Annotated in this window: 16 protein-coding genes and 1 pseudogene; 3 read left to right on the top strand and 14 right to left on the bottom strand. The window is 59.0% G+C overall.

The window, feature by feature from the left end:
• Positions 1 to 208: 208 nt before the first annotated feature.
• Entirely contained in the window at positions 209 to 550 is a 342-nt protein-coding gene (locus tag HTUR_RS20050; RefSeq protein WP_012945161.1) for a HalOD1 output domain-containing protein, read from the top strand.
• A 257-nt stretch (positions 551 to 807) separates the two neighbouring features.
• Here HTUR_RS20050 and HTUR_RS26885 read toward each other — a convergent pair.
• The 6 genes and pseudogenes from HTUR_RS26885 to HTUR_RS20075 all read right to left on the bottom strand — a co-directional run.
• Positions 808 to 999: pseudogene (locus HTUR_RS26885) on the bottom strand (IS6 family transposase); the annotation flags it as partial.
• 186 nt (positions 1,000 to 1,185) lie between these two features.
• Positions 1,186 to 5,400, bottom strand: coding sequence for a GH32 C-terminal domain-containing protein (locus HTUR_RS20055; RefSeq protein WP_187291503.1), 4,215 nt, complete (start codon positions 5,398 to 5,400; stop codon positions 1,186 to 1,188).
• Between the two features lie 176 nt (positions 5,401 to 5,576).
• Entirely contained in the window at positions 5,577 to 6,545 is a 969-nt protein-coding gene (locus HTUR_RS20060; protein WP_012945163.1) for a carbohydrate kinase family protein, read from the bottom strand.
• A 3-nt stretch (positions 6,546 to 6,548) separates the two neighbouring features.
• A complete protein-coding gene (locus HTUR_RS20065; protein WP_012945164.1) occupies positions 6,549 to 7,178 on the bottom strand; it encodes an orotate phosphoribosyltransferase-like protein in 630 nt (209 codons plus the stop codon).
• 81 nt (positions 7,179 to 7,259) lie between these two features.
• Positions 7,260 to 8,522, bottom strand: coding sequence for an HAD family hydrolase (locus HTUR_RS20070; RefSeq protein ID WP_012945165.1), 1,263 nt, complete (start codon positions 8,520 to 8,522; stop codon positions 7,260 to 7,262).
• 67 nt (positions 8,523 to 8,589) lie between these two features.
• Complete coding sequence (locus HTUR_RS20075) at positions 8,590 to 10,854, bottom strand: GH32 C-terminal domain-containing protein (RefSeq protein WP_012945166.1); 2,265 nt, start codon at positions 10,852 to 10,854, stop codon at positions 8,590 to 8,592.
• A 154-nt stretch (positions 10,855 to 11,008) separates the two neighbouring features.
• Here HTUR_RS20075 and HTUR_RS20080 point away from each other — a divergent pair, with 154 nt between their 5' ends.
• The gene (locus HTUR_RS20080) at positions 11,009 to 13,237 is read left to right on the top strand and encodes a TrmB family transcriptional regulator (protein ID WP_012945167.1); all 2,229 of its coding nucleotides are present in this window, start codon (positions 11,009 to 11,011) and stop codon (positions 13,235 to 13,237) included.
• A 55-nt stretch (positions 13,238 to 13,292) separates the two neighbouring features.
• Here the strand turns inward: HTUR_RS20080 and HTUR_RS20085 are convergent, their stop codons facing one another.
• The 7 genes from HTUR_RS20085 to HTUR_RS20115 all read right to left on the bottom strand — a co-directional run bounded on the left by HTUR_RS20085 (position 13,293) and on the right by HTUR_RS20115 (position 24,829).
• Positions 13,293 to 13,574 carry a hypothetical protein gene (locus tag HTUR_RS20085; protein ID WP_012945168.1) on the bottom strand — a complete coding sequence of 94 codons (282 nt, stop codon included), beginning with the start codon at positions 13,572 to 13,574 and terminating at the stop codon, positions 13,293 to 13,295.
• A complete protein-coding gene (locus HTUR_RS20090; protein ID WP_012945169.1) occupies positions 13,571 to 15,814 on the bottom strand; it encodes an ABC transporter ATP-binding protein in 2,244 nt (747 codons plus the stop codon). The genes HTUR_RS20085 and HTUR_RS20090 overlap by 4 nt, the downstream gene beginning before the upstream one ends.
• Before the next feature lie 106 nt (positions 15,815 to 15,920).
• Positions 15,921 to 16,919: an ABC transporter permease gene (locus HTUR_RS20095; protein ID WP_226377518.1), complete on the bottom strand. Its 999-nt coding sequence runs from the start codon at positions 16,917 to 16,919 to the stop codon at positions 15,921 to 15,923.
• Positions 16,906 to 17,916, bottom strand: a complete 1,011-nt coding sequence (locus tag HTUR_RS20100; RefSeq protein ID WP_012945171.1) for an ABC transporter permease — start codon at positions 17,914 to 17,916, stop codon at positions 16,906 to 16,908. Before HTUR_RS20100 ends, HTUR_RS20095 begins: the two co-directional genes overlap by 14 nt.
• Positions 17,917 to 18,015: 99 nt before the next feature.
• On the bottom strand, positions 18,016 to 20,124 hold the full coding sequence (locus HTUR_RS20105; RefSeq protein WP_226377519.1) for a glycoside hydrolase family 32 protein: 2,109 nt from the start codon (positions 20,122 to 20,124) through the stop codon (positions 18,016 to 18,018).
• Between the two features lie 326 nt (positions 20,125 to 20,450).
• Complete coding sequence (locus tag HTUR_RS20110; RefSeq protein ID WP_012945173.1) at positions 20,451 to 22,154, bottom strand: ABC transporter substrate-binding protein; 1,704 nt, start codon at positions 22,152 to 22,154, stop codon at positions 20,451 to 20,453.
• Positions 22,155 to 23,473: 1,319 nt separating this feature from the next.
• The gene (locus HTUR_RS20115; RefSeq protein WP_012945175.1) at positions 23,474 to 24,829 is read right to left on the bottom strand and encodes a glycoside hydrolase family 68 protein; all 1,356 of its coding nucleotides are present in this window, start codon (positions 24,827 to 24,829) and stop codon (positions 23,474 to 23,476) included.
• 222 nt (positions 24,830 to 25,051) lie between these two features.
• Between HTUR_RS20115 and HTUR_RS25765 the strand changes: the two genes are divergently transcribed.
• A complete protein-coding gene (locus HTUR_RS25765; protein WP_012945176.1) occupies positions 25,052 to 26,107 on the top strand; it encodes a TrmB family transcriptional regulator sugar-binding domain-containing protein in 1,056 nt (351 codons plus the stop codon).
• 60 nt (positions 26,108 to 26,167) lie between these two features.
• Here HTUR_RS25765 and HTUR_RS27580 read toward each other — a convergent pair whose 3' ends face one another.
• Positions 26,168 to 26,323, bottom strand: coding sequence for a HalOD1 output domain-containing protein (locus HTUR_RS27580; protein WP_187291492.1), 156 nt, complete (start codon positions 26,321 to 26,323; stop codon positions 26,168 to 26,170).
• Positions 26,324 to 26,547 lie beyond the last annotated feature (224 nt).

Here is a 26,547-nt window from a genome sequence, read left to right on the forward strand (position 1 = left end):
TAATTAGGGCTTAGGCTTTCACTTCTACTGATCCTCTCGTCTATTATGAACCGGAGATATCTCCATGGTGGTCGGTACGGATGTTGAGACGGATCAATGACGAGCTTTCGGAGTTGTGGTTGCGGATCGTTCACTCGAAGGTGATCAAGAGCAATCACTTCCAGCCGTTCGACCACTTCGGTCGAGAAATTATCCAGGAGGAAACAGAATGAGTATACCATCCTCAGTCGAAGACGGCATCTTCTATGACACAACAACAGACACCTTTCACGCTCGCTTCAATCCAGAGCAAACCAATCCGAGCAAAGCCGTCATCTTGGCTCTCGCGGAAGTGACCCGAACAGACCTATCCAAAATGGAACCCCTGTTCAGTGAGATCGATCCGAACGCACTGGATACGATTCTCGGTTCCCATCTATCGGAGACCGCCACCGAGGCTCGCAAGGTGACGTTCCAATATCAGAATCATTTAGTGTTCGTGACCGGTTCGGGTACCCTCACTGTCTTCCCCGAGGTCCAAGAGCAAACTCTGAAGGAGAGACGTGCCTGAGAACATCCGGTGTGCGGATTGCGGTATTACGGTATTAGGGTTCGACTTCGAATGGAATGATCCGTCTCCGGTAAGCGGTGACGAGTGTCCGAATTGCACTGGGACAGAATTTGTCTCAATCCACAAGAGCAACTAACGTACCCCACATCTGTGCGGATTTGACCTCGGTAGCAGTGGAGACCGTAGCGTGCTTGGAATCACTGCGTTAGTGCTGACGATCATGTTGCTCTGGGGGCACTGCTAGTTTAGCACCTCCGCTAGTATATATGAATTAAGCTATTATTCAGTCGTCGTATATTGTAGTAGTGTGAAAAATGTTCAAGACATTCTCTGACGCTCGCTCGATTACCCACCCACGAATTATGGAAGCGGTCAACGCGCATCTTAAGGGTGTGAAACCACTTCTTTATGAGGTTTCGATCAACGTAGTCGAGCGGACCGTCCAGCCCGAAGATCCAATTCCGGGCCCTACACTGACTCATTAACCGGATTGATGTACTTGCTGCGGTCCTTGGGAAAACCGAACGGGCATCCTCGTGACCGTGCCTCATAAGCGGGTGCGGTATCGGCCGGCGGAAACGGTAAGGTTCCGTCGGAGGGGCAGGACTCCGGGAATTCAGTCGTAGAAGACTGAGTTAGAGTCGCTCAAATTTCCACTGCTGGTTGTTGCCGCCCCACCACTCCCACTGCATAGCGTAGGCGCCGTCGCGCGTCAAAGTGTCCTCGATATCGAGCACCTTCCCGCTGTTGACATTCCGGACTCGGTAGTACCCATCCGGTGTCCTATCGACAGTCCACTGCTGGTTGTCGCCGCCCCACCACTCCCATTGCATGGCGTAGGCGCCGTCGTCAGTGGCTGCATCTTTGATATCCAGTACTTTTCCGCTATTGGCATTCTCGAACCGGAAGACACCGCCATCAACCTCGTGAGCGCTCCATTTCTGATTATCACCGCCCCACCACTCCCACTGCTGAACGGTGTCGCCGTCTCCGGTTCCTCCGTCCTGTATCTCAAGGACTTTCCCGCTATTGCGGTTCTCGATTCGGTAGGTCGCGCCGTCTACAAGTCCTTCGGAGTAGTCCCAAGCGGTGAGGCTTTCGATGGTCGCCGTACCGCCGCTCGCGGTCATCGTCGCGTGGACGCTCGTTTCGTCCGGGTAGATCCGATTCGTCATCGTCTTCTTGCCGTCGTTGGCGAACGTGGAGATGATACTCCGATCGACGAACACGCGCACCGTGAGCGTCCCGTCGTCGCGCAACGCCACCGGTTGGCTCGCGACGTCCTTGTCGGTGTCGCCGAAGAAGGCGCCCGCGTCGCCTCGATCGACGAACAACTCCTCCGCGCCGACGTCGTAGGTGACGCGCGTCTCCTGACTGATGCCCTTGCGAAGCTCGAGGACCACGGCGTCAGCAGTGCCCGGATCGATCGTCGCGAGCAACTCGAGCATCTCACCTTTCACGTTGGTGCCCGCCAACGGGTCGTGGGTAGGCGAAAGGGGTTCGTCGCTCAGATCCGCGAGTACGCCCTTGCGGTTCGACTCGACCGCCCCGTCGAGGCGCTGGATCGGTACGATCCCGCTCCCGGTGTCCCTGAGGGTGATCCGGCGAGGGAACGACTGGGCGCCTTTCCAACCGTCCTCGGGCGTGTCAGCTGCGTAATCCCAGTGGCTCGTCCACGCCAGTCCCAGGCGAGAGTCCGTCGCCGGTTCGTTGGTCCAGCTCTGGGCGGCGTAGAAGTCCCGTCCCGAGTCCGCGTACACCTCGTTATCGGCGACGAACGTCGTGCCGTCGAACTGGCCGACGTGGTGTTCGACATGGTCGGCGTCGACGGAGACGGTCATCACCCAACGCCGCTCGTCGGCGTTCTCGACCGGGAGCTCGAACAGATCGGGACACTCCCAGGCGACGCCGTCGGACTCGTAGGTGCTCAGGTACGTCCAGTTCTTCAGGTCGTCGGACTCGTAGATCTCGATCCCCGCCGGCCGGTCGGGGCCGTTCCCCTCGACGCGCGCGACGACCATCCGCCAGTTGCCGGTTGAATCGTACCAGAACGGGTTCGGATCGCGCCAGTTGCCGGTGTCCTCGTCGAGCACCGGGTTCCCGCCGTACTTGGTGAAGGTGTCGCCGCCGTCGGTGCTGTAGGCGATGCGCTGGTCCTCTTCTCCGCCGTCGTGGTGGCCCGTGTACATGGTCACGATTGTGTTCTCACCGAACCCGGCCGTGTCGTTCACGTCGACCACCGCGCCACCGGAGTACGCCTGAACGCTGTCCGTGTCCGGGATCTTGGTTCCCTGCTCGGTCCAGTTGACCAGGTCCGTGCTGGTGGCGTGATCCCACCGTCGGCGGGACTCGCCGGCCTGGTAGAACATGTGGTACGTACCGTCGTGGTACACCAGACCGTTTGGATCGTTCATCCAGCCGCTCTCGCGTTCGAAGTGGTACCCGGGTCGGTACCGTTCCGAACTAGGCCGTCCGTTCTGGATGTCCTCCATCTCCCAGATCTCGATTGATCGGACGGTGATGTCGCCGTCTCGGTACAGTCGCAGCTCCGTCGAGTCATCGCGCGACGGGTACGCACGCGTCGTGACGCTCTTGAGCGAGTTGACGTAGCACTCGATCAGCGACTTGTCGATGAACGCCCGCAGACGCAGGTTGTCGCTGCCGACGTCGACCGGCCCCTGCGTCGTGAGACTGCTCTTGTCCTGCTCCGCTTCCATCAGCGTCGAGTCCTGACTGGTCTGGTTCCGGTCGGTCTTGATCTCGCCGGTCGATTCGTCGTAGTAGACGAGCGTCTTTTCCTCGCCGCCGGGCGAGTAGTGGGAGTAGAAGCCGTACTCCGTCGCGCCGTTCGACTCGATCTCTAACTGCAGTTCGACGGTATCGGCGGTGAGGTTCTCTAGCGCGTCGTCGACGAGCGCTGGATCAGCGTCGTTCATCTCTAGGAGCTTCTCTGATCGGGCGCTCTCCATCTCCCCGATCGGCGCGATGCCGAGGCGGCCGTCGTCGCGCAGCGACAGCTCTATCGGCGTCCCGGCGTTGTGCGCCCACCCGGAGTCGTGCCAGAGCTGTTCCTTGCGGTGATCCTGCGCGATCGTGAACAGGATTGAGCGGCCCGTCTGCGGATCGACGAAGCCGCTGGGCCCGGTGAAGTGGAAGTTGCCCTCATCGATGAGCAGCGGATCTTGGTGATCACGGACGAACTCGAAGTTAGCGGTGTCCCAAGTCCCGATCCAGTACCACACCTCTGTGTCGCCGCCCTGAGGGCTGATGCAAAGGACGTGCTTCTCGTTGCAGTTGGCGTCCGTGCCGATCGGCAGCAGAACCGGCAGTTCCCAGTTGTCGCCGAGGTGCGGGTAGTCGTCGGGACTGTCCAGCTGGAGCGCCCGTCCCTCGTAGTTCCAGTTGACGCAATCCGTGGAGTGAAACGCGAGCACGGTACCCCCGCCGCCGTTCTGGAGACCCGAGCCGACGAGACAGTACCATTCACCGTTCTCCTGCCAGACGTGGGGGTCGCGAAACTCGTTTTTCATCAGGCCGGGGTCGTCGGGCTGACGCATCACGACCCCCTGTTTGTTCCAGTCAGTGAGCGCTACGTCGTCGTCCTCGGGGAACGTCGACGTTGCCTCGGCGATGGCTTGATCGTCCGTTCCTTCCGTGAGGCCCGCGGTGTAGAGGAGCTTCGGACAGCCGTCGACGTCGACGACGGCGTCGCCCGACCAGCAACCCGCCGGGTCGATTCCCTCCTCCGGTCGGAGCGCCTCCTCGACGGGGTTCCAGTGGACCATGTCGTCGCTGACCCAGTGACCCCAGTGGATCTGCCGCCAGTAGGATCCCTTCGGGTTGTGCTGGTAGAACAGATGATACTTCCCGTCGAAGTACAGCGGACCGTGGGGTTCGTTCATCCAGTGTGTCGGCGCGATCGCGTGGTACTCCGGCCGGTGATTGTCGCCGTCGTACTGCTTTGGATTGACCGTCAACTCCTGGTAGCCAGTCGCGGGGAGGCCGCTGACTTCGTTGTCGTGCTTGCTCCGGATCTCGGAGCCGGAGAGTGCAGCGTCGTAGGTTTCCAGCTGGCTGACGGCGCCGTTGAACATGTTCTGCTTCCAGACGTCTTTGCCCTCGCCAATGTAGTCCATCTGGGAGTTCCTCCCGAGCTTGAGGGCAACATCGGCGGGGCCGATCGTCCCGGTTGGAGTCGAGTTCTCGGCGACGAGGCTCCCGTCCTTGTAGAGCCGCAATGACCCCGCGTTTCCGTCGAAGACGGCTGTGAGGTGGTTCCACTGGTAGACGTCGATCAGGTCGCCGCTCTCGACCCAAATCTCCTCCCAGCTGTCGCCGAGACCCACCTGGAACGTCCAGTGGCCGTAGTTGTCGACGCCAAACGTGAACCCCTGCTGGGCGCTCCGGTCGCGCTTCTCGATGATCGGGTCGATGTAATTCGACTCGGAGCCGTGAGAACGCGGAGCGACCCAGGTGTCGATCGTTAGCTCCGAGAGCTCCTGACCGAACTCCGGCGCGAGTTCGTCGGCCTCCCAGGCCGCCCACGTGGTGTAGCCGTCGAACAGCAGGCCGTTCTGGCCTTTCCCGTCGACCCACAGCGGATCTCGGTCACCCTTATAAGCGACGTGTTTTCGGTATCCTGCGACGCTTTCGACGGTGGAATCACCGCTTCCCTCGTCGAGAGGCCAGTCACCGATCTTGGATTCGGTGTGCGACGCCGTTACGGACTCGGTGAGCGCACCGCCGATGCTAGCCGAAACGGCGACCTCCCCGAAGATCTGCAACCAATCGCGCCGATTGACGTGGCCGATGCTGTCGGTACTAGCGGACCGCTTGTGGTTCTCTGTCACGGTTCGAGAGTCTATCACCATTAACATAAAACTAATCGAGTGTCCGTAACTTCACACTTGAAAGATCGTTCGATAACCGACGCCCGCTGGAATCGTGCAGTCATCGCCGGTGTGACTGGCGATCCGCCGTGACCGTTATACTGAGAACAGAAAACTAGCGACAAGTCGGCGTGATCTCACTTGGGTGCAGTGTGAGAGTCCACGAATTCGGAGATCATCCTCCAGTCCGGTGGCCGTTCCATCGCTCCCGTCGTAGTCGCCGAGATCGCCGCAGATGCGTTCGCAAGCCTGACGATTCGGTCCAGATCGGCAGACCTTCGCGCAAGCGCGGCGACTGTTGTGGAGACAAACGCGTCGCCCGCCCCAGTCGTGTCGACCACGTCGACATCGAATCCTTCATGCTCGACAGCGCCGTCTCCCCACGGCGCGTCGACTGTCGCGTACGCCATAGCTCCCTCATCGCCGCGCGTAAGAAAGACAGTGTGTGGCCCGTTCCGGCAGACTACTTCGCACCGTCGCTCGAGCGACTCCTGCCTGTATCCGAGTTGTTCCAGTTCATCGGACGTCGCCTTGAGCACGTCGGCCATCTCGACCGCGTCTTCAAGGACGCCCGTATCGTCGTCGTCCCACAGTTCCGGACGCCAGTTCGGATCGAAGTACACGGAACAGTTCGCCTCTCGTGCGCGCCGTAGCAGATCGAACACGGCTGATCGAGCCGGCTCGGCCGCGAGCACGACGCCGCCGACGTACACCCACTCGATCTCCTCGAGCGTGCTCGTTGGAACGGCGCCGGTTTCGAGTTTCGTATCGGCAGTGCCGTCGCGATAGAACGTGAACGACCGATCCCGTGTTTCGTCGTGAGCGACGAACGCGAGGGTCGTCTTCGCTGTGGGATCCTGCTCGACGAAGCGCAATGGAACGCTACGGTCTTCCAGCGTATCGACGAGAAAGTCACCAAACCCGTCGTCGCCGACTCGAGTCCAGAACAGCGGGTCAGCACCGACCGCTGCGAGACGTGCTGCGACGTTGGCCGGGGCGCCGCCGGCGCGACGCTGGTACGACTCCACGTCGCGGAGATCCCCCGGTACCGCGGGCAGCATATCAACGAGTGTTTCGCCGACTACGAGGATATTCTGGTCACCCATCGGTCATTCCTCCGCGGTTAGATTGACCAGTGTGATCAGCGACCTGACCGGGACGTCATCGACGCGGTCCGTCCCGTTCTTGTCGACGATGACGGCACAACCCCTGACGTTGCCTCCCTCGTTCTCGACGGCCCGAACGGTCTCGGAAATCGTCGTTCCCGATGTTATCATGTCGTCGACGACGTAGCAGTCGGCGCCGTCGACCGACGAGAAGTTGTGGGAGAATGAGCCACTGTACTCGTCGATATCTCCCTTTTCCCAGCGGTGTTTCCGCGGGGTGTAGGTACTGAGATCGACCGTTAGTTCGCTCGCGACGGCCGTCGCCAGCGGGACGCCCGCCTTTTCGATCCCAACGACGAGGTTAGCATCTCCGTCCGTCGAGAGGACGTCGGCCAGTATCCCGCCAAGGTGGTCGAGTCGGCGGCCGTTCTGGCCGACGGTACTCCAGTCAATGTGGATGTCCTGGGGAGACTTCGGGCGTCCGTTGGGCTGTTCAGCGTCCGGCGTCGCTCGTTCGATGAGCCAGCTAGCGGTCTCGCGGGAGACGTTGAGTTCGTCTGCGATCTCTCCCCTGGAGAGTCCGCTCTCAGCCAAACCGGCGGCTTCGCTCACGAGACTATCGACGTTCTTCATTGTCTGTGTGATCTCTCAGTGATCCGCAATAATCTTTGTGCTCGACCGCAGTACCGACGGATTTCGACGTGGAACATCTCACTATGCACCCCGTCGTGATCGGTACGTCGCGGCCAGTTCGTTCAGTGCGTAGATCGCTCGCAGCATCTTGGAGCTCTTCCCCTCGTCAAACACCAATTCGTCGGTCTCGCGGACGAAGTCCAGGACGTCGGTCGAGGCGTGTCCGGGGGCGGCGGAGATCCCGGTCCCCGTTTCCGTGAGCCAACGCATGACTCGGAGATCGCTCTTGCTGTCGCCCATCGCAACGGCGAACGGGTCGTCGATACCGAGCACGTCGAAGGCGGCTTCCACGCCGGCGACCTTATTCAGTTCGAGGCTGCCGATCTCCGCGGCATCGGCCTCGTAGTACGCGACGTCGATGCGCTCGAAGAGTGCACTCACATCCTCCGGAACGTCACTAACCTTACACTCAGAGGTCTCCTTACGCTCGGTGAGGACGCCGTCAATCTCGGGATCCGCGTCGGCGTAGAACGCTTTCGTCCACTGGCGTCCCTCGTCGCTCAAATACCCTAACTGCGTCGCCACAGCCTCGCCAAGCAGTTCGAGCTGATGGACCAGCCCCGCGTCGATGATCTCTCGAGCTCGTTCGGAGCCGATCTTGAAGTTCGGCTTCACCGTGATGTTGAACTCGTTGCCCTGTAGGTGGCAGTTCCGCCGCAAGTCTTCGGGAGCGTCCGAGAGCACACGTGAGCGAACCGCGTCGAACACGTCAACGATGTCGTCGTCGAGCGACTCATAGAGTAGCCGCTTCGTCTCCGCACCGTGTTCAGGTGTGAATACGCCGGTTCCGGCCTCGTAGACGATCGAGAGGTCGCCCGAGTGGACGATTTCGCTGCCGAGCCCTTGTATCATGAAGCCCTTGACGTTTTCCAAGGTCTGCCCGGTACAGATCACGATCGGAACGCCGCGTTCGTGAAGTTCCGTCAGGAAGTATAGCGTGTCTCGCGGGATCTCGTTGTCGGTCGTTGACGCCGACCGGAGCGTCTCGTCGACGTCGAGGACCAGTGCGTTGATCGGACGTTCGTACTTGTTGTACAGATCGAGTGCGGTGAACGCCTGGCTTTCCGTCGCGTGTGCGGCGATCTCCGCGTAGGCGTCTCCGTTCGGGAAACTCCGCCGAATCTGGGTCTTCTGCTGGTCGAGGTCGTCTCGAACGGACTCCCACTGCTGTAGGGAGACTTGTGAATCGAGTGGCGGGAACACGTTGACGAGATCCTGACGTGCCCTGAGCGTCTCAGTGTCGGTACTATCGTACAGCTCATACAACTGACTATAAACTTGCACGGAAACGTGTACATCCGGAACCGATATAAAAGTCCCGCCAGCCGCGATGCCGCAAAGACTCGGTCGCTCACTCGTATGCGCTATCCAGTTCCCAGACGTCCAATCGCTGGACGGTCACATCACCGTCCGCCCACGCCTCGATTCCGGTCGACCGCTCATCCTCCGGATACAGGCGAGTAGTGACACTCTTTAGGCTGTTCACGTATACCTCGAGCATCGACCCGTCGAGGTACACTCGTAGTTCGAGGTCCTCGCCGTCGCGGTTGACCTCGCCACGGTGGACGAGCGAGCTTCGCTCCGAAACAGTCGCCCGTGTTTCGGCGTTTCGAGTGCTGTGTTCGCGGTGGACGACGATCCGCTCCGTCCGTTCGTCGTAATATATCAGCGTCTCCTCGGACCCATCAGGGTTCGCTCTTACCTTCAGCCCGTACTTCTCAGCGCCGTCGGACGCCATTGTTGCTCGAATCTCGACTGCGGTTCCACCAACGCCGTCCAGTTCGTCGTTCGCATTTGAGACCTGCGCGTTCCGGATCTCGGCGAGTCGCTCGGCTCGGAGCGATCGCAGTTCCTCGATCGGTTCGATGCCGAGCCGACCGTCGTCGCGAAGAAACAGGTGTACCGGGAGACCGCCGTTGTGGGCCCATCCGGCGTCGTAGTGATCCCGCGGACGACGGTCGTCCTGTGCGATCGTGAATAGGAGGCTCCGACCCGTTTCGGGGTCGACGATACCGTGAGGACCAGTGAAGTGAAACCCCCCGTAATCGATACGTCGCGGGTCCTCGTGGTCCGGAACGAACCGACAGGCGTCGGGGTCCCACTCGCCGAGCCAATAGTACACTTCTACTTCCGCGGCGCCCTCAATCGGACTGACGATGAACGCATACTTCTCGGCGTCGGTCTCGTCTTCGCCGATCGGCAGCAAGACGGGCAACTCCCAGACGAGCCCGAGCTCCGGGTACTCGTCGTGATCCGTTCGATGGAGACAGCCCCGGAACACCCACTCCGCCAAGCTCTCAGACTCGTATACGAGGGCCGCACCGCCACCGGTAGCGAATCCGGACCCGACGAGACAGTACCACGTCCCGTTCTCCCGCCAGACGAACGGGTCGCGAAAGTCGTTGTCCCGAAGCCCGATCGAATGCGGGCGCTCGATCGCGGACTCGTCGTCCTGACGCCAAGACGTCAATTCGGGGTCGTCGGGATCAACAGGAGACGCTGCCACGACGCGCTGATCGGGAGTGCGGTCTATTTCTCCCGCGGTAAAGAGGAGAACAGGGTCCCCGTCCGCGTCGTGAGTCGACCCACCGGACCAGATCCCGTCGGGAGCCAGTCCGTCGCGTTCGGGCGCCAGTGCCGGTTTAAGGTGCCGCCAATGGACTAAATCGTCACTCACCCAGTGCCCCCAATGGATATTGCCCCAGTACGGTCCGCTGGGGTTGTGCTGGTAGAACAGGTGATACTGACCGTCGTGATACAGCGGTGCATGCGGTTCGTTCATCCAGTGACCGGGCGGGATCGGATGGTACTGCGGACGATGACGATCTCCGCGATATCGCGACGGATCGAGGGCGATCGTTTCGTAGTTCATCGAGGGGTGTTCGTCGTGACACGGCGTCTCGTACCGCTCGGGGACGTCGGAGGCGGTGAACGCGCAGTCGTAGATTTTGAGTTCGTCGATCGCTCCTGCGAAGTTGTGTAAAGCGAACGTATCATCGACGCGTTCGGTTCGGTTGTTCTTTCCGATCAGAACCGGGACGTCGGCCGGGAAGATCACGCTCCCCTCGGGAACTCGTTCCACTGCAGTGCATGCGGCGTCGACGTAGAGTCGGAGTGTACCGTCGTCGCCCTCGAAGACTGCTGCGACATGCGACCAGGAATATTTGGGAAGCGGTGATTCCGTCTGGACAGCCACCCACGTGTCTCCCAGTCCGACTTGGAACGAGCACCGGCCGTGTCCGTCGAGTCCAAACTCGAATCCGCGGTTATCGTCGACCGAGTGGTTGCTGATAATCGGGGAGAGACGCTCTGACGACTGACCCTCGAACGCGCGGGGGGCGATCCACGCTTCGACCGTGAGCCGGGTCGTCTCTCCGTCGAGAATCTGCCGGTCGTGTTCGATTTGCGTGGAGTAACCGTCGAACAACAGTCCGCTTCCCGTGACGCCGTCGATCCACCGCGGATCACTATCCGATTTGAACCGTGCGTCCGCGAACGCGTGCTCGATCGCATCCCGGCGTCCGGACACGACTTCCTCGGCGGACGAGCCCTCGCTTTCGTCGAACGGCCAGTACGCTACGACACGGCAGTCATCGCTATCGTCTCGGTCGGTCATATCAGATAGAATGCCTCGTGATCATAAAAATACCACCTGTCTGTCGGACCATCGACGGTGCGCCCGCAGCGGCGACAGCAGAGCGCGCGGACGGTTCCAACGTCGGTACTGACACTCACAAACTACTATACTCCTCTAGTTCTTCGACAAGAGTATGAGTGGGTATGAGAACCTCGACGAATCCGAAATACGCAATTCGCTGCAACGCCACGTCGATATGTCGGAGTACGAGTCGCAGGTGTATCTCGCGCTCGTTCAAAACGGAAAGCAATCGATGCGAGATCTATCCGAGGCGAGCGACGTCCCAAAACAGCGCGTATACGACATCGTCGAGGAACTCAGGGAGCAGGGCTTCGTCGAACTCGACGACAGTTATCCCAAGAAGGCGTACGCGGTCGATCCCACGAAGACGCTTGGCCCGATCCAGACGCACGTCGAACAGGTCCAAAACGCGCTCGAGGAGTTTCACAAGTCGGTGTCCGACGTCGATAGCGGCGTCGCACAGTTCAGGAACCGGTCGACGATCGAGAAGTACATCTCCGAACTCCTCGACAGCGCCGAACGGACGATCTTCCTGATGACGTCCGTCGATCGACTGCGGATCTTCGAGGACGCGCTACGTGACAACTCAGACGTCCAGGTCCGCGTCGTACTCACTGGTCTCGACGAGGGGCACGTCGTCGACGACCGTATCGAACTCAACAGTCCCATCCGCGAGTTTGCCGACTACGTCCGGGGGACCGTTCGTAGCGAACCGCTCGTACTCAGTGTGGATCGAACTGCTGGGTTCTTTTGGCCGAGTACTACCGACGCACGTCGCCAGCCTCAGGAGGGATTCTACGTCACCGATGAGGAACTCGCGTTCATGTTCGATCGGTTCCTCTCGGACACGGTCTGGCCGCTCGGCTATCCGGTCAACCCCGATCAGCGCCGTTCCATCACGCTTCCGCAACGGTACTATCGAATCCACGATTGCCTCTCCGACCTGGAGGTACTCACCGACTCCGTTCCCCTCCGAACCCTGACGGTCCGATTCGAGGGGTACGACAACGTGTCCGGCCAGCAGGTCTCCCGAGAGGGCCGACTCGCCGGGTACTACGCACCGGAGTTCGATGACCAGGCGTACCTCGAAGTCGACATCGTCGAGGGCGACGATGAGCAGTCTCCGACGGTGACAGTCGGCGGCTGGCACTCGCGGCGGGAAGACTACATGGCGACGAGCATCGATCTGGAGAAACACGAAGACTGGTCCGCTGAAGAACTCGATGACGAGACGCTCGCACACATCGAGACGTGCCGGACGGAGCTCCCCGAGGAAATCGCCGGCGAGGTCATCGTCGGCTTCGACGGTTACATCGACTATATCAGATCGCTGGTCGGGGAACGGAAGAGTCCTCGGATGTACGACGAGATCAGCGAGTTCGACACGTTGCGCGAGATGATCACGAGGGCGTCGGCTCAGGACAAGACGCTCCAGTTCGAGTGGGTCGAGAGTAGGCGGTTGCCCGGCGGCCACACCGCCCACGTCGGACAGGTGCTCGATACGGCCGGATACGATACGGAACTCGTCGGGTTCTTCGGGCAGCCGATCCGGGACGAGTTCAGCGACGCGTTCGACGAAAACGCGCTCCTCAGCCTGGGACAGCCGACCGTGACGGAGTATCTACAGTTCGGCGACGGGAAGGTCCTGTTCACCGACTCCGGTGGACATCAAGCGTTGAACTGGGAAACGCTCAGAGAATACGTGCCGCTCGAAGATATCGTCGATCGCCTCGACGAGACTGATCTCGTGAGCATCGGCGGCTGGGCGCTCATCCCCGAGATATCGACGATCTGGGAGGGGATCTACGAGCAGGTGTATCCGCTGCTCTCGTCGCCGCCCGACGACATCATCGTCTGTACGAGCGACGTGCATCGCCTAACGGAGACGACGCTCCGGTCGGATCTGGAGTCGTTGAGCATCCTCGACGATGCGATCCCGGTGACGGTCGTGACGACCAGCGAACAGGCCGCACACTTGAGTGACGCTCTTCTGTCCGGCGACCGGGGGAAGCGAGCGCTCCACGCAACGGCAGAGTCGCTTTGCCGCGAGATCGGCGTGTCTCGGGTCGCGGTGACCGCTGCGAAAGAGTCCGTCCTCGCCGGCCCCCACGGGAGCCAACGGATCCGATCGGCCCTGATTTCCGACCCGGCAGAGGAAGGGACGTTTGAGGATCACTTCAGTGCAGGTATCGCCCTAGGACGCGTCGAGGCTCTCTCGGACACATCGACACTCGCCCTCGGAAGCGCAGTAGCGAGTTACTTCAAGCAGTACCAGGAGACGCCGTCTCTGTCTGATATTCGGACGTTTCTCGATACCTACGAGAATCAGGGCCCGGCCTGAGACGGCACTAGTACTCGGTTCGGCCTGCTGGTTTTGCGGGATAATAGGATCTCGATCAGCGGTCTGTGACGACGAGGAGACCCCAGAGAGCCATGACGACGAGGAGACAGATCCCGAGCGCCAGAGCCGCCGCGCCGAGTAGCCCCGCAGTCTGGTGGGCGAGCTTCGTGCTGTCGGTCAGTGGGCCGGACGCAGCATCGACTGTCGCTCCGAGAACGGCCAATAGGACAGTCACCCCGAAGGTGTACAATAGCGCCCGGTACTGATCGAGCAGGATACGGAACCGGCTGCGCTCCCGGCCACCTTCGGTGTCCCAGTCGGTGTCGTTCACGCTCATCGATCCTCTCTCCGTACGTCCTCGGAGTGATCGTCCGAGGTCCGCTCGCCGCCGTCCGGTGCCGCGCGTTCTTCGGGCGGACAGTCGGGTCCGAAGATGGACTCATCGCCATCGACACTGTCGAGCGGTTCGCTGTCCCAGTAGGGATGGTCACTATCGCACTCGCGGAAGCAGGCGATCGCGTGATCGTCCGAACCCCCGCTCACCGGATCAAGTGACGGACACTCCTCGGTACAGTGTTCGCGGGCTTTCGGACACCGCGTCTGGAACGAACAGCCGCTCGGGGGATCGACGGGATCCGGGATATCGATGTTCCGCACCGGTAGTTCCCCACTGCTATCGTCCGGGTCGATGTCCGCCGTCGACCAGCGAAGAATCTTCGTGTAGGGATGACGCGGATTCTGGATGATTTCCTCGGCGGGACCGATTTCGACGATGTTTCCGAGGTACATCACGCCGATCCGGCCGTCGACCCTTCCAGCGAGATACCGCGCGTTCTCGAAGTTGTGCGAGATGAACAGGTACGACGTATCGAACCGCTGTTGCAGTTCGAGCATCAGATCCATCATTTCGACGCGGAGCGATACGTCCAGTGCGCTCACCGCTTCGTCAGCCAGGATAAGGTCCGGATTCATGAACAGTGCGCGCACGAGCGCAACGCGCTGTTTCTCGCCACCGGATAGCTGGTGTGGGTAACGTTCGGCGTAGTCACGTGCCGGAGAGAGGCCGACGTATTCGAGCATCGCGATGATCCGTTCCCGTCGATCCTTGAAACTGAGGTCGTTTTGAGCCTGCTTGAGCGGTGTCTCGAGGATCTCCTGAACGCTCCTGTTGGGATTTAGCGAACTTCCCGGGTCCTGGTGGATAATCTGTAGCGACGAGCGGATCTCGTCGTAGGCGTCGTCGCCGCCGTCGCGGGCCTCCCAGACGTCGACTCCCCGATGTGAAACCCTCCCACTGGTCGGTCGTTGGACACCGATAGCGGTCTTTCCAAGCGTCGTCTTGCCACAGCCAGATTCACCGACGAGCGCGACCACGTCGTTCTCGTAGATATCGAGGGTAACGTCATTGACAGCGTAGACAGTCTCACTGTCGCCAGTGAGTTTCGACCAAAGCCCCGAGCTCTGTTCGAAGTGGACGTCCACGTCGTTGAGCGAGAGTACCGGATCATCTGACTGGCGACCTGTCACGACGTCTGTTTCGACCTGTTTGGGGCTTTCGGTCTGATCGAACGGGATCTCCTCGCGCGCTCTCTCCCAGTGGTGACAGGCCGTCTCGTGGTCAGCACTGACATCAAAGAACGGCGGGTCTTCGGATCGACACTCGCCGGTTGCCAGCGGACACCGAGACACGTACCGGCAGCCGGTCGCCGTGTTGACCGGATCGGGTGCCTGTCCCTCGATCGGTGTCATCGAGTCTAGTGGTGTCTCGAGGTTCGGGACGGCGTTGAGCAGGTCCCTCGTGTATGGGTGGGCGGGATCGCGGAGGATTTCGTCGGTCGGGCCGACCTCCACCATCTGGAAGGCGTACAGGACGCCGATCCGGTCCGCTAGGCCAGCCACCAGTGGGAGGTCGTGAGTGATGAACACGACGGTGAGATCGTACCGCTCCTGGAGGTTCTCCAGAAGGCCGAGGATCGATCGCTGCATCAACAGGTCGAGCGCCGCGGTCGGCTCATCCATCACCAGCACTCGCGGTTTCAACACTAGCGAGAGCGCGATGAGTGCTCGCTGCTGCATTCCGCCACTCAGTTCGTGGGGGTACGCATCGAGCACCCGATCGGGATCGAGGTGGAGTTCTCGCAACAGCTTACGCGCGTGGTCCATCCCTGACTTGAGGGTATGGTCGTGTGCCTTCAGCGTCTCCGTGAAGTGATCCCTGATCCGCTGGGTCGGATTGAACGAACTCATCGCGCCCTGAAACACCATCGAAATTTCCTTCCAACGGTATCGTTTCAGCAGATCACGATCGGCATTCGCAATGTCGACCGGATCGCCGTCCTCGGGGTGATAGATCACTTCCCCGGTGAGTTGACCCGGATCGACGACCGCGTCGAGGAGCGCCGAAGCGAACATCGACTTCCCGGAGCCCGACTCGCCGACGACGCCGAGGATTTCGCTCTGGCGGATATCCATCGAGACGTCGTCGAGGACCCGCGACGTCCCGCGGCCCATATCGAACTCGACCGAGGCGTTTCGAACCTCCAAAATCACGTCTTGGTCAGCCGACTCTCCGTTCATTTGTCGTACTACTTCGCGTTCGTGTGTTTCGTAGTCGGAACTCATGAGTACACCTTCGTTTGCGACGAGTGGCTATCTGCCGTGACCGTCCATTCGAGCGCAATCATCACTTAGCCTCCCCGCCTTCGTGGCGGTCGCGAACCCTGACATTGACGACACGGTCGAGCCCCTGTGAGAGCATGATGAGTCCCCACGATAGGAGCACGATCGTCAGGAGTGGCCACAACACCGTGTAGTACAGCTGTGGCGACGTGACTGCACCGGCGTTGTACGCCTTCTCCAGCATCACCCCCCAGTTGACGCCCTCGACCGGAAGCACCCCGAGGAAGTACAGCGCTACGGAGTTGAAGATCACTCCTCGCCCCGACATCACGAAATTGACGAGGATGAGCGGGAGGAGCTGCGGCGTGATGTCCTTGCGCAGGATCGATCCGGTCGAGACGCCCATGATCCGCGAGGCCTCGACGTACGCCTCTTCCCGGATCGTGAGGACCTGAGATCTGAGCGACCGCGCCGTCCCGGCCCACGCGTTGATCGACACGAGGATACCGACAAGGATCGGACTGGTCGGCTCCCAGATCGCGCCGACGATGATGATCAGCGGGAGCCCGGGGATCATCATCGCCGTGTCGGTCAGCGTCATCAGTATTTCGTCAGCTCGCCCGCCTTTGTAGCCCGAGACGATACCGACGAACGCTCCGATCCCGGTAGCGAACACTGCCCCACCCATCAGCATTAACAGCATGTCTGGAGTCGCGTGGATCAACAGCGCGGCGATGTCTTGTCCAAACTGGTCGGTGCCGAGCGGGTTCTCGCCGAAGTAGGACGGACTGTCCCACTTATTCCCGTCCTGATACGTCGGTGACTCGACGAGCCAGACGCCGACCGTTCCGGCAAGGACGAACCCGAACAGGATCAGGAATCCGGCCTTGAAACGCCAGTCGGACCACGCCAGCAGGAACGTTTCCCAGTGTCCGCGAAGGTCCTTGGCGATCTGATCGCGTCGGGTGACGTCCTCCACGGAGACGCTCTCAAGCGGGATCTCCGCCGCGTTGATATCGCCGCCGTCGGCCATCGGATTCCTGTCCTCGTCAGTAGGCTTCACTGGAATCACCCCCGGCACCCGCACGCGGATCGATCAGCCCGTAGGTGAGATCGGCGATCGTGACCGCGATGACGACTGCGACCGATATGATGAGGAATCCACCCATCATCAACGGATAGTCGCGCGCCGTGATCGCGTTGAAGAAGTAGTACCCGACGCCCGGATACTGGAAAATGTCCTCGAGGATGATCGAACCCCCGAAGATGAACCCGATCTGGATGACGAAGCCGGTGTAGATCGGGAGGATTGCGTTCCGAGCCACGTACTGGTTCGCGATGCGACTTGTAGGGAGCATCCGCAACCGTGCGACACGGATGTAATCCTCTCCGAGTACTCTGATACTGTTGCTCCGCATCGCGAGCGTCTGGACGCCGAAGCCCGTGATAATGACCGAGAGCATTGGCAGGGTCGCGTGTCGTAGCACGTCTACTATGAACGGGAGGTTGAAGCCCGGTGTGACGCCGAGGCTCGTTCTGCCGGAGAGCGGATACATTCCTAGGTTCGTGACGAAGATCGCGATGAGAACAATCGCCGCCACGTAATAGGGGACGGAGTTCATCACGATTGCGACAGTGCTTACGGCCGAGTCAAGCCGACTCCCCTCCTTGTAAGCGAGGAGCGCGCCGAGCGAGATCGAAATCGCGAACGTCACGAGCATCGCCGTTCCGAGGACGAACAGCGTCCACGGGATCGCCTCCGCGTAGATCTGAGCGACCGGCTCGTTATAGTACGTCGATTCGCCGAGGTCGCCCTGAAGGACGCTGGTGACGTAGTTCAGGTACTGCACGTAGATCGGTTCGTCCGGCTTGACACCGACGTACGCCTGCACCATCTGGTCGATCTGCTCGGACGGCATGTTCGGATTTTGCTTGCGAAGTTTCGCTCGCATGTAATCGACAGGGCCGCCGGGCATCAGACGTGTCAGACCGAACGTGATCGTGATGACCAGCACCAGAGTCACGAACGATCGGATCACACGCTTTACGTAGTAGTTCATCCGCGGCGCCCCTCCGTCGTATTTTTCACTCTCATAGTGCTATTAGTTGTGACAGGCAGAATCACACGATGAAACGGTATATACTTAACGGTCATTATATCAATCAAGGTTTATTTCGGGGTTTGAGGCCGCCTCGGCGCTCGAGCCGTCTGTGAACGCGGACTCCAGCGACCACATGTCTGCAGAGTAGAGTTCGACGGCTCCGCCGACCGCCTCGAGCGAGACGCCGGTGCTATCGGCCCGAGTCGGGTAGATTCGGCTGCTCACACTGGTTCGATCGTTGACGAACACTTCGATGACCGAAGCGTCGATGAGCACGTGCAGGTGAACGATGCCGTCGTCGGACTGGGGTACCTCGTCGATTGACTGCGGATCGGAGTTTGCGGCGTCCGAGAGGCTGGAGTGTTCACGATCGACGATCAGACGATTGCCGTCCGTGTACCGGATCGATGTTCGTTCCTCGCCGTCATCGGAGCACGCGACGACGAGCTCGAACGCGTCAGCACCGTCGAGTTCCAGTTCGAGTTGAATTTCCAGCGCGTCGCCGGAGACGCCGTCACACGGTGACGGATCGTCCGGGGAGAGCGTCTGGCGGTCGATCGTCTCGCGTTCTCCCCGAAGACGAGTGAGTTCCTCGGCCGGCTGCACTACAAGAGTACCGTCGGACGAAAGGGAGAGCGAACGAGGGACAGACATGGCACCAGACCACCCCGCGTCCCACTGCGCGGACGCACTGCGATCCTCGCGGATCCAGCCCCACGAGAGGTACCGCCCGTCGCCGTCGGGGATCGATTGGGCGGCGTAGTAGTTCCCGTGATCGAGCGTCCCCGAGTCCTTTCGGTCGAACGTCTGACCGTCGAACGTTCCGAGAAAGTACGCGACCTTGTCGTAGTTCGAGACCTGCAGCAGCTGCAGGTCACCGAAGTCGAGTAGTTCCGGGCACTCCCAGATCGGCCCGTCTTCGTCGCGGTCTCCGACTAGGATTGGACCGACGTACGCCCAATCGAGAAGGTCGTCCGACTGATACAACAGCGCCGTTCCACCGGCATCCTCGGTCCCGGAGCCGATGAGGTGATACCAGGTTCCGTCCTCCTTCCAGACGTCGTGGTCGCGAAACTCGGCGTTCCAGTCGTCGTTCGCGAGGATCTGCGGCCGCTCGGGAGGGTCGGTGATGATCGGATTCTGTGGGGACTTCTGCCAGGTATCGAGGTCGTCATCGGCCGCGCGAGCGAGACAGGGGAGCTGATCATGTCCGTCGCCGCCGGTGTAGACGAACGTGGGGACGTCGTCATCGAGTACCGTACAGCCCGACCAGCACCCGTGCCGGTCCGGTCCCCCTGTGTCGGGCTCTAGCGCGATGGGCCTATCCTCCCAGTGAACGAGGTCGTCGCTCACCGCATGCCCCCAGTGGATCGATCCGTGGTACGGTCCGGCCGGGTTGTACTGGTAGAACAGGTGATACTCGCCGTTCCATTTGACTAGTCCGTTCGGATCGTTCATCCAGTTTGCCGGCGGCGTGAAATGGTACGAGGGGCGGTGAGGATCGTCGTCGATCTCTGTCCGGACCTGTGTCAGTTCCGCGCCACTCCGCGGTCGAGTGTACATCGCGGCCTCCCCGCGGGCGATGTGCTTGATCGTCCCGCGAAGAATCGTCCGCAGTGTCGTCAGGTACTCCGACGGTACGCCATCGAACGTGAAGTGTTGGCCGATACCGACGACGGTTCCCGCCCCGACTTGCCAACCGATGACGCTGTTCTCTCGGGGGACGTCCGTCTCACCGACAGCGGCGCTCGCGAGAACCGTTCCACGCTTCGGGATCCGGCGTCCGTAGGCCACTCGAGGTGTCGATTCGCTACGGGACGGCTGCGTGTGAACGCGGTTTCCGTCACATGACTCGAACAGGTCGGCGTCGGCGAACCGCGAACCGATCAGGAACCCCGCCGGGCGCTGACCCCACTTGTGGACTGGTTTGTACGTTTCGTCGATGAGGTCCGGCGGCTGCGGATCGATCCCCAGCTCCTTGACGGTCGTGACTCCGTGTAGACTCAACAGAAGTCCGCCGCCCCCGTCGAGATACGCCATCAGTGCGTCGACCGCACCGGAAGGGAACGTTTCGTCCGCGAAAGAGAGATCGCGGTGCCACCAGAGCGCGTCGAACGACGACAGCGATTGTTCCGTCGGTAGATCCTCGAGTGAAACACAGTCCACGCCCGCAATGTCCCGTACAGCTCGAAGCGCTGCGCACTGTTCGTCCGTCAGTTCACCCGCGGTCAGAAACCCAAGGCTGGGAGAGTCTTTCGACTCTGAGTCCTCAGCTTGCATATCTATCACACTGTGTTTATGGTACAAAAGTATTTTGGCGGCTATTGGAATCCGCGCAAAGGTCGCCCCAGGTGCCGGTTTTCATGGGGGAGATAACGATACCTGCGATGTTTAAGTTCTTAACGGGTGCAGCAGCTACTCCACACCGAGGGGCGGTCGGAATCGAGAGCGACACGCTCATGTAACCGATCGTTGCGAGCCGGGACGTTCGCTTATTCGTTGGGCGTCGGCTGGCCCTGGCGGACGGGCCAGTCTTGCACACTCGGTGTCTTCATGATCGCGCTGTCGTTTGCGGGCCAGTTCCAGTTCTCGGTGTTGTAGTACTCAGAGGCGATGTACAGTGTCCATGGTCCCCAGGAAGCGTCCATCCAGTTCCAGGACCACGCTAGCTGCTGGATGTGCGGCCGCTGTTCTTCCTTGCTCTGGCCTCGCGCGATCGCCTGGAGGCGTTCCCGGATGTCCATCTCTCGAAGCTCTCCGTCGGGCTCACCGATCGGCGGAACTTCGACGATGAACTCGCTGGTACCCTCGCCGTTCCACTCCGAGACGGAGGGTACGCCGAGCGGATACGCGGTCACCCATGCCTCGTTGACGAGGTGATTCTGGAACCCCTCGTACGGAAGCGGTGCGGACTGGCCGACCCACCAGTTAGTGAGATCGTAGTCCCGCTCGGGGATCGTCTGTCCGAAGTACGTGGTGTCCTCAACGATGATCGCTTCGGTCTCGATACCGAAGTCGCTGAGGATCCGCGACGCGGTTTCCGTCCGGTTGCTGTGGAAACCGGCGTCTCTGAACGTGAGCGTGAACTGCTCGCCGTCGGGCTTGTACCACGTACCGTTCTCCTGGGTGAACCCTTCGTCCCGAAGGAGTTCGGTAGCTCGTTCGGTCCCGCCGTCGAACTGCATGAACTGACCTTTGACGTCTCCGAGCCACTCATCGATAAGCGGCTGTGACATCCCCGCGGACAGATTGACGCGCTCCTTGTTCACGTCCGAGAGTGGCAGGTTCTGCATCAGCGTGTCGTGGCTCGCTTGCAGCACGTTCGAGAGCGCCCACCGGACCTGCTGGTTGTCGAGAGGCTCGCGGCGACAGTTGAATGAGATCGACTCGCCGCTATGGCTGTAGAACCTGACGGACTCGTAGTTGTCCGGGATCTGGTCTGCCTGCGCCGAGTTGAACGCCACGTTGTGAAGCGCATCCACCTCGTTATTGCGCAGCGATCGGAGCTTCTCCTGAGGCCCCTGGAGCGGCAGCGCCTCCATCGTATCGAACGCGATGTCGTCCGCCGTGATGTGGGGGTTCTGGTAGTCCTCGTACTTCTCTAGGAGGAGCTGGTTCGCCGTCGCCTCCGACGGCATAAACGGCCCGTTCCCGAGCCCTTTCTCACGAGCCTCGTTGAGAGAAACGTTCCACTCGGCGAGTTCTTGGAGGATCGTACTCCGGTCTTCGTCGGACCCAGCATCTTCCATGCGCTCGAGGTAGTCCCTGAAGACGTCGAACTTGAACGTCCAGTTGGTCGGGGCGTCGCCCATCCCGAACAGCGCGTTCTCGAACAGTTGGGTGTCGATCTTCTCTGCGAGCGTCATCTCGACGCTGTATTCGCCCGTCTGCTCGACATCGTCGAGAAAGTCCCAGACGGCATCGTTGTTCACGTTCCGCCAGCGCATTTGGCCCACGAAGTCCTCGGCCGTGTACGCGTCTCCGTTGAACCACGTATACGTATCAGACAGGTCGAACCGAACGGTCGCCCCAGACTGGACCGTCGACGGGTATTCCCAGTTCTCGACGAGTAGTGACACCCATTCTTCCTCGTCGGCATGCCACCGCGCGCCTTGCTCGAAGATGATCTTGTTCAAGACGCCGGGGGTCTGCTGTCCGAAGGGGTTGTAGTTGATCTGATCCGGCTGATTGGCCATCTCGACTCGGAGTCGATCCGAACCTGTCTCGTTCCCATATCCGAAACAGCCAGCAATTGATGCAACACCGGCGCCTGCGATACCTTTCAGCACCTGTCGACGACGAGAGCGCACATGCTCCCTCCCGTCATCTGAGTTACCATCTACCATACACGTATGCGATACTTGTTCATCCCACTTATAAATTTGGTCTGATAATCAGACATCCAGACGTCCGGGTTCGGTACGCAGATCTGGTTTCCCGGCGAGAACGAGACTGATCAACAATATTCACTACGGCTGTGAATCAATGTGATGGTTACTGGACAATCTCCTTCCTCGGGTGAGTGAACTTCTCACCGTCCGGCGCATATCGGAACGTACAGCGCCCGAAGGCCGATTCTAACCTTCATCATAATCAAGGTTGATTATGTATCGTGTAGAATGGGTGTATTCACTGTCTCGAGCAAACTCCTCAGTACGGCGAGAAAGATCGTTCCGCTCCCGGTCGAGAATTACATAAACACAGGTGTAAGACTTCCTCGAATGACGCTATCCAACTGGCTCTCGTCCGATGGGGGCACGGAAAGCGGTACCGGAGACCAACCACTTGACTCTACTGTAATATTATTCCTGCCGCGATTCTAGGTGGGTTTCGGAGATAATCGCGATAAACAATTGCTCTCTCCTTGAATTCCCTGTACTCAGTTTCAGCAAATCATCCATTTCGATGTTTACATAGGTACTATTGTAACGGTAGTGTTTCATCGATAGGTATCCGTTTCATGATGACTACTGTGTGACTGAGTTCATAGTTCGTGTGAACACCTCGTCAGTGTGAATACTGGAATTGATAATCCAGTGAACGAGAGGACGGACGATAATCTATGCTCTCTAGCCTATCACTCACCGGTTTTCCAATCTCCATCTATCTAGTTCTCAAGGGCAATACAACTCATCCTACGTTTTCACGCCTAATTAGAATTATGTCGTCTCAACCGAGGTACTCGCATCTTTTAGAGGTGTTTACAGAAATCACGATCGGTACTCTCCGTCTTTACCGACAAATAGACGAGAATTCCCCGTCCTCAAGGGACGAGGCAAAGCAGAGCGAGTAGGTCAGGGTGGTTCACGGGCTCAAGTCTGGTATTGGAAAGATCCTCTGAGATCGATCTCACCACTCGATTAGTGGCGGTCTGCCTGCAGTTCGTGACCCCGTGAACCGCTCGGGGTCAAACCCCGAGGCACTCAGCCTGCTCCGCCTGTAGATCCGGGCTCTGCTACCTTTCGAGAACCGAACTCAGGTAGGTAGCAGAGCCTTCCGGAGCTAACTCGTTCCCTTACTGATTATTTCCGTTCGTCCCCTTGTTCGATCCACCCGAGGGAAGAAAGTGGCCGTCATTGAGTTCGCTGACGATCCGCGTTTTAGTCCCCTCGAGTTGTAGCTTCAGGCTCGGTGCAAGCGTTCCACCGAACAGTTCCTTCTGCTCTTCGGGGGGCAGATGGCCGACCTCGTCGAGGCTGATCTCGCCCCGAGACGTGTCGTCGAGCCCGCGGAAGTTCTCGAAGCTTTCGATCAGCACGTCGTTCCCGTGGGGCATCGCCAGCCACGAATACGCTTGGAAGGGCGCCGACTCGGGGTTTGCGAGGACCAGTCCGCTCCCGTTGAGCGGTTCGTATTCTCCGTAGAGCGAATCGCTCACGAACCCGTACAGCGCGTCGGGACCGCTGAGGCCGGGAGCGAACGTAAACTCGTGGCTGAGGACGAACAGATACCACTTCCCGTTATTGAAGACGTAATGCGGGCGTTCCAACTGTTGGTTGACCTCGATCGCCTCCAGGTTAGGCGGGAGGAGCTCCCACTCAGTGAGTTCGTCGTTGGTCGCTCGCATTACGCCAACGTTCCCGTTGTAGCTTTGCGGATCATCTGGGCTATCGCCTCCCGTGGGCGTGTTCCCCTCGAACACGACGAGATCCTCGCCGGTCTCGGGATGCTCGAAGTACCACGGGTCACGGAACGCGTAGACGATGCCCTGTTCTCGGGACTGCTCTAGGGTCTGATAGAGGTCCCCGTCGGCTTCGCCGATGATAACGTGCTCCTGGTCACCGGTCAGCTCGACGCCGTGCGGACTGGTCCGGAGGGACGCGCCCTTGCCGAGTGCGAGTCGCTGGCGGAACTCCGGTTCCGGGCTGGTCGCTGTGTAGAAGTGGTAAATCTGGTCCTCGCTCTGATCGTACATCGCAGAGCCGGCCCACTGGTGGTGCCCAAGCGGGTTCTCGAAGGCCGTCCCGCCCTCCTGCCAGTCGTGACCATTCCGGGAGTAGAAGTAGCGAATCGTCGCTTCATTGTGCCGAGCGCCCGGTACGAGGTCCTTTGACGCCGTGAGGGAGAAGACGACCTGCCAGCCGTCGATCTTTGCAATCGAGCCGTCGCGGTATCGAAGCGGCCACGTGTCCCAGATCCAGTAGTCGTCCGAGATTACGTCGGAGTTCTCATCGATGACCGGAGCAGTCGTATCGTCTGTAAGTTCGATACTGTTTGCGTGTTCGCGAGTCCACTGGCTCGCTTCACCTGTCTCGAGAGCGGCTCCGGAGCCAGTCCCAAACGGTAGCGCGAGACCGGCCGCACCAATTGCGCCAGTTGTTTTGAGTATACTGCGCCTGCTTAGCTCAAGATTAGTACTCTTATCTACCATCGCATCTGAGTATTAACTCCCATAGTACTAAAAGATTTCTGGATAGATGAACCATGGAGTATGATCATTATATAATCAATTTACATGCGTTTACACAGCTATGGATTATATTTTAGCCATTCAAATAGTATCTATATGCCAAAATCAAATGCCAAATACGTGTGTTAGCGAACATCATTGAGCACACTAGACTTATATAACTACCTCGTTATAGCATGGATTATGGACGGTAGAGATCTTAGAACAGCTCTTAAGCGATTCGGACTCTCTGAGAAGGAAGTAGCAGCATACCTCACCTCCATCGGGCATGGTAAAATTAAGATGAGCGATCTAGCTGATGAAGCAGACATTTCAGTTCGACATGCGTACAAGGTCGCCGATCAACTTGAACAGCGAGGTCTCATAGTCGTCAATGACCATAGCACACCGACAACATTGAATGCAATCCACCCTTCTGAGGCAATATCTCAATTGAAGGAAAACCTTTCAACAATTGAGTCAGAACTTAACACACGTTTCGAAGAGGCTTCGTTCGAGTCGAAGACAGAGGTCTACAAATCTAAACCAACCCTTTTCAAACGTCTCCGGGAGAGTATTTCGAAAGCAGAAAATGAGGTTTTAGTATCACTTCCAGTCGAAGCGGTGCCTGACATTGCTGATGACCTACGAAGAGCGCTTGACCGAGGTGTATTTATCCTTCTGTTAGTGACTAATACAAAAACAGCAGTCTCTGGGGACAGTACAATCGCATCCGTTATGCGTATATCTGAAGGTGATTTTCCTGCGATGATGTGTGTTGACCGTAGGGATGGAATTTTTTCACCGCCAGACCTGCTCCGCCATGCCTATTCATCTAAGCAAGGTATCTCTCTTCAACAAAACTCCTTCATACCAATTCTAATCAGTGCCTTTCTAGGTAACTTCTGGGGTGCAGGATACGAAGCCTACATTAGTCGGCCGAATGATCTTCCCCAAGAATACACCACGTTTTGTCACGCAATAGTAGATGCTACGTGCAAATTGAGGCAAAATACAGAACTCTACGCAGAAATAAAAGCCCGGGCTGTGTCTGCTGCTGACGGATTTGAAACCATTCGTGGACAAGTTACTAATGTGCAACAGTCAATCATTGCCCCAGAGTCAAGTTCCCGCGCTATCAAAAATACTCTTTTTATAGAGAGTGAGAATACTGTAGTATCTATTGGTGGACCGGGAGCATTTATGGAAGATTTTGAAGCAAAGATGATCAGGTTATCGACAGATGTAGGGACTAGGTGAACTGAATCACTCAGTTGACCCCTTCTCAGTCGCAGGTGTAAGCTTGTAGCGGAATTGTTTCTACATTCGTAGCTGTGATAGTGACGACGAGTCAAAGAAGGTGTTTGGCGCTTCCGGGTCAATTGCCTTGCTGAGCGGCGGCAATTCAGTAGGATCAGAGTCCGTTACTTCTGCAACTGCAGTGATGACTGCATGTACTGGCGTTCCCTCAGCCATTACCTGTAGTTCATCTCTTATTTGACCCCCAACAGATCAAACTCTCCATATTGGGATCTTTGAGACGAGAGTACACTCATAAGATATTATATAAAAGAAGGCAATGGTATCAGTGGAAGAGGAGAGAGCATATTTACACACGTACGTATGTAAATACTCCCTACACAGGAGAGTGAGTACAGATGCCCAACTTGTTGTATGATCTATACTATTATACAGATTTA

This window comes from Haloterrigena turkmenica DSM 5511 (genome assembly GCF_000025325.1).
Classification (GTDB): Archaea; Halobacteriota; Halobacteria; order Halobacteriales; family Natrialbaceae; genus Haloterrigena; species Haloterrigena turkmenica.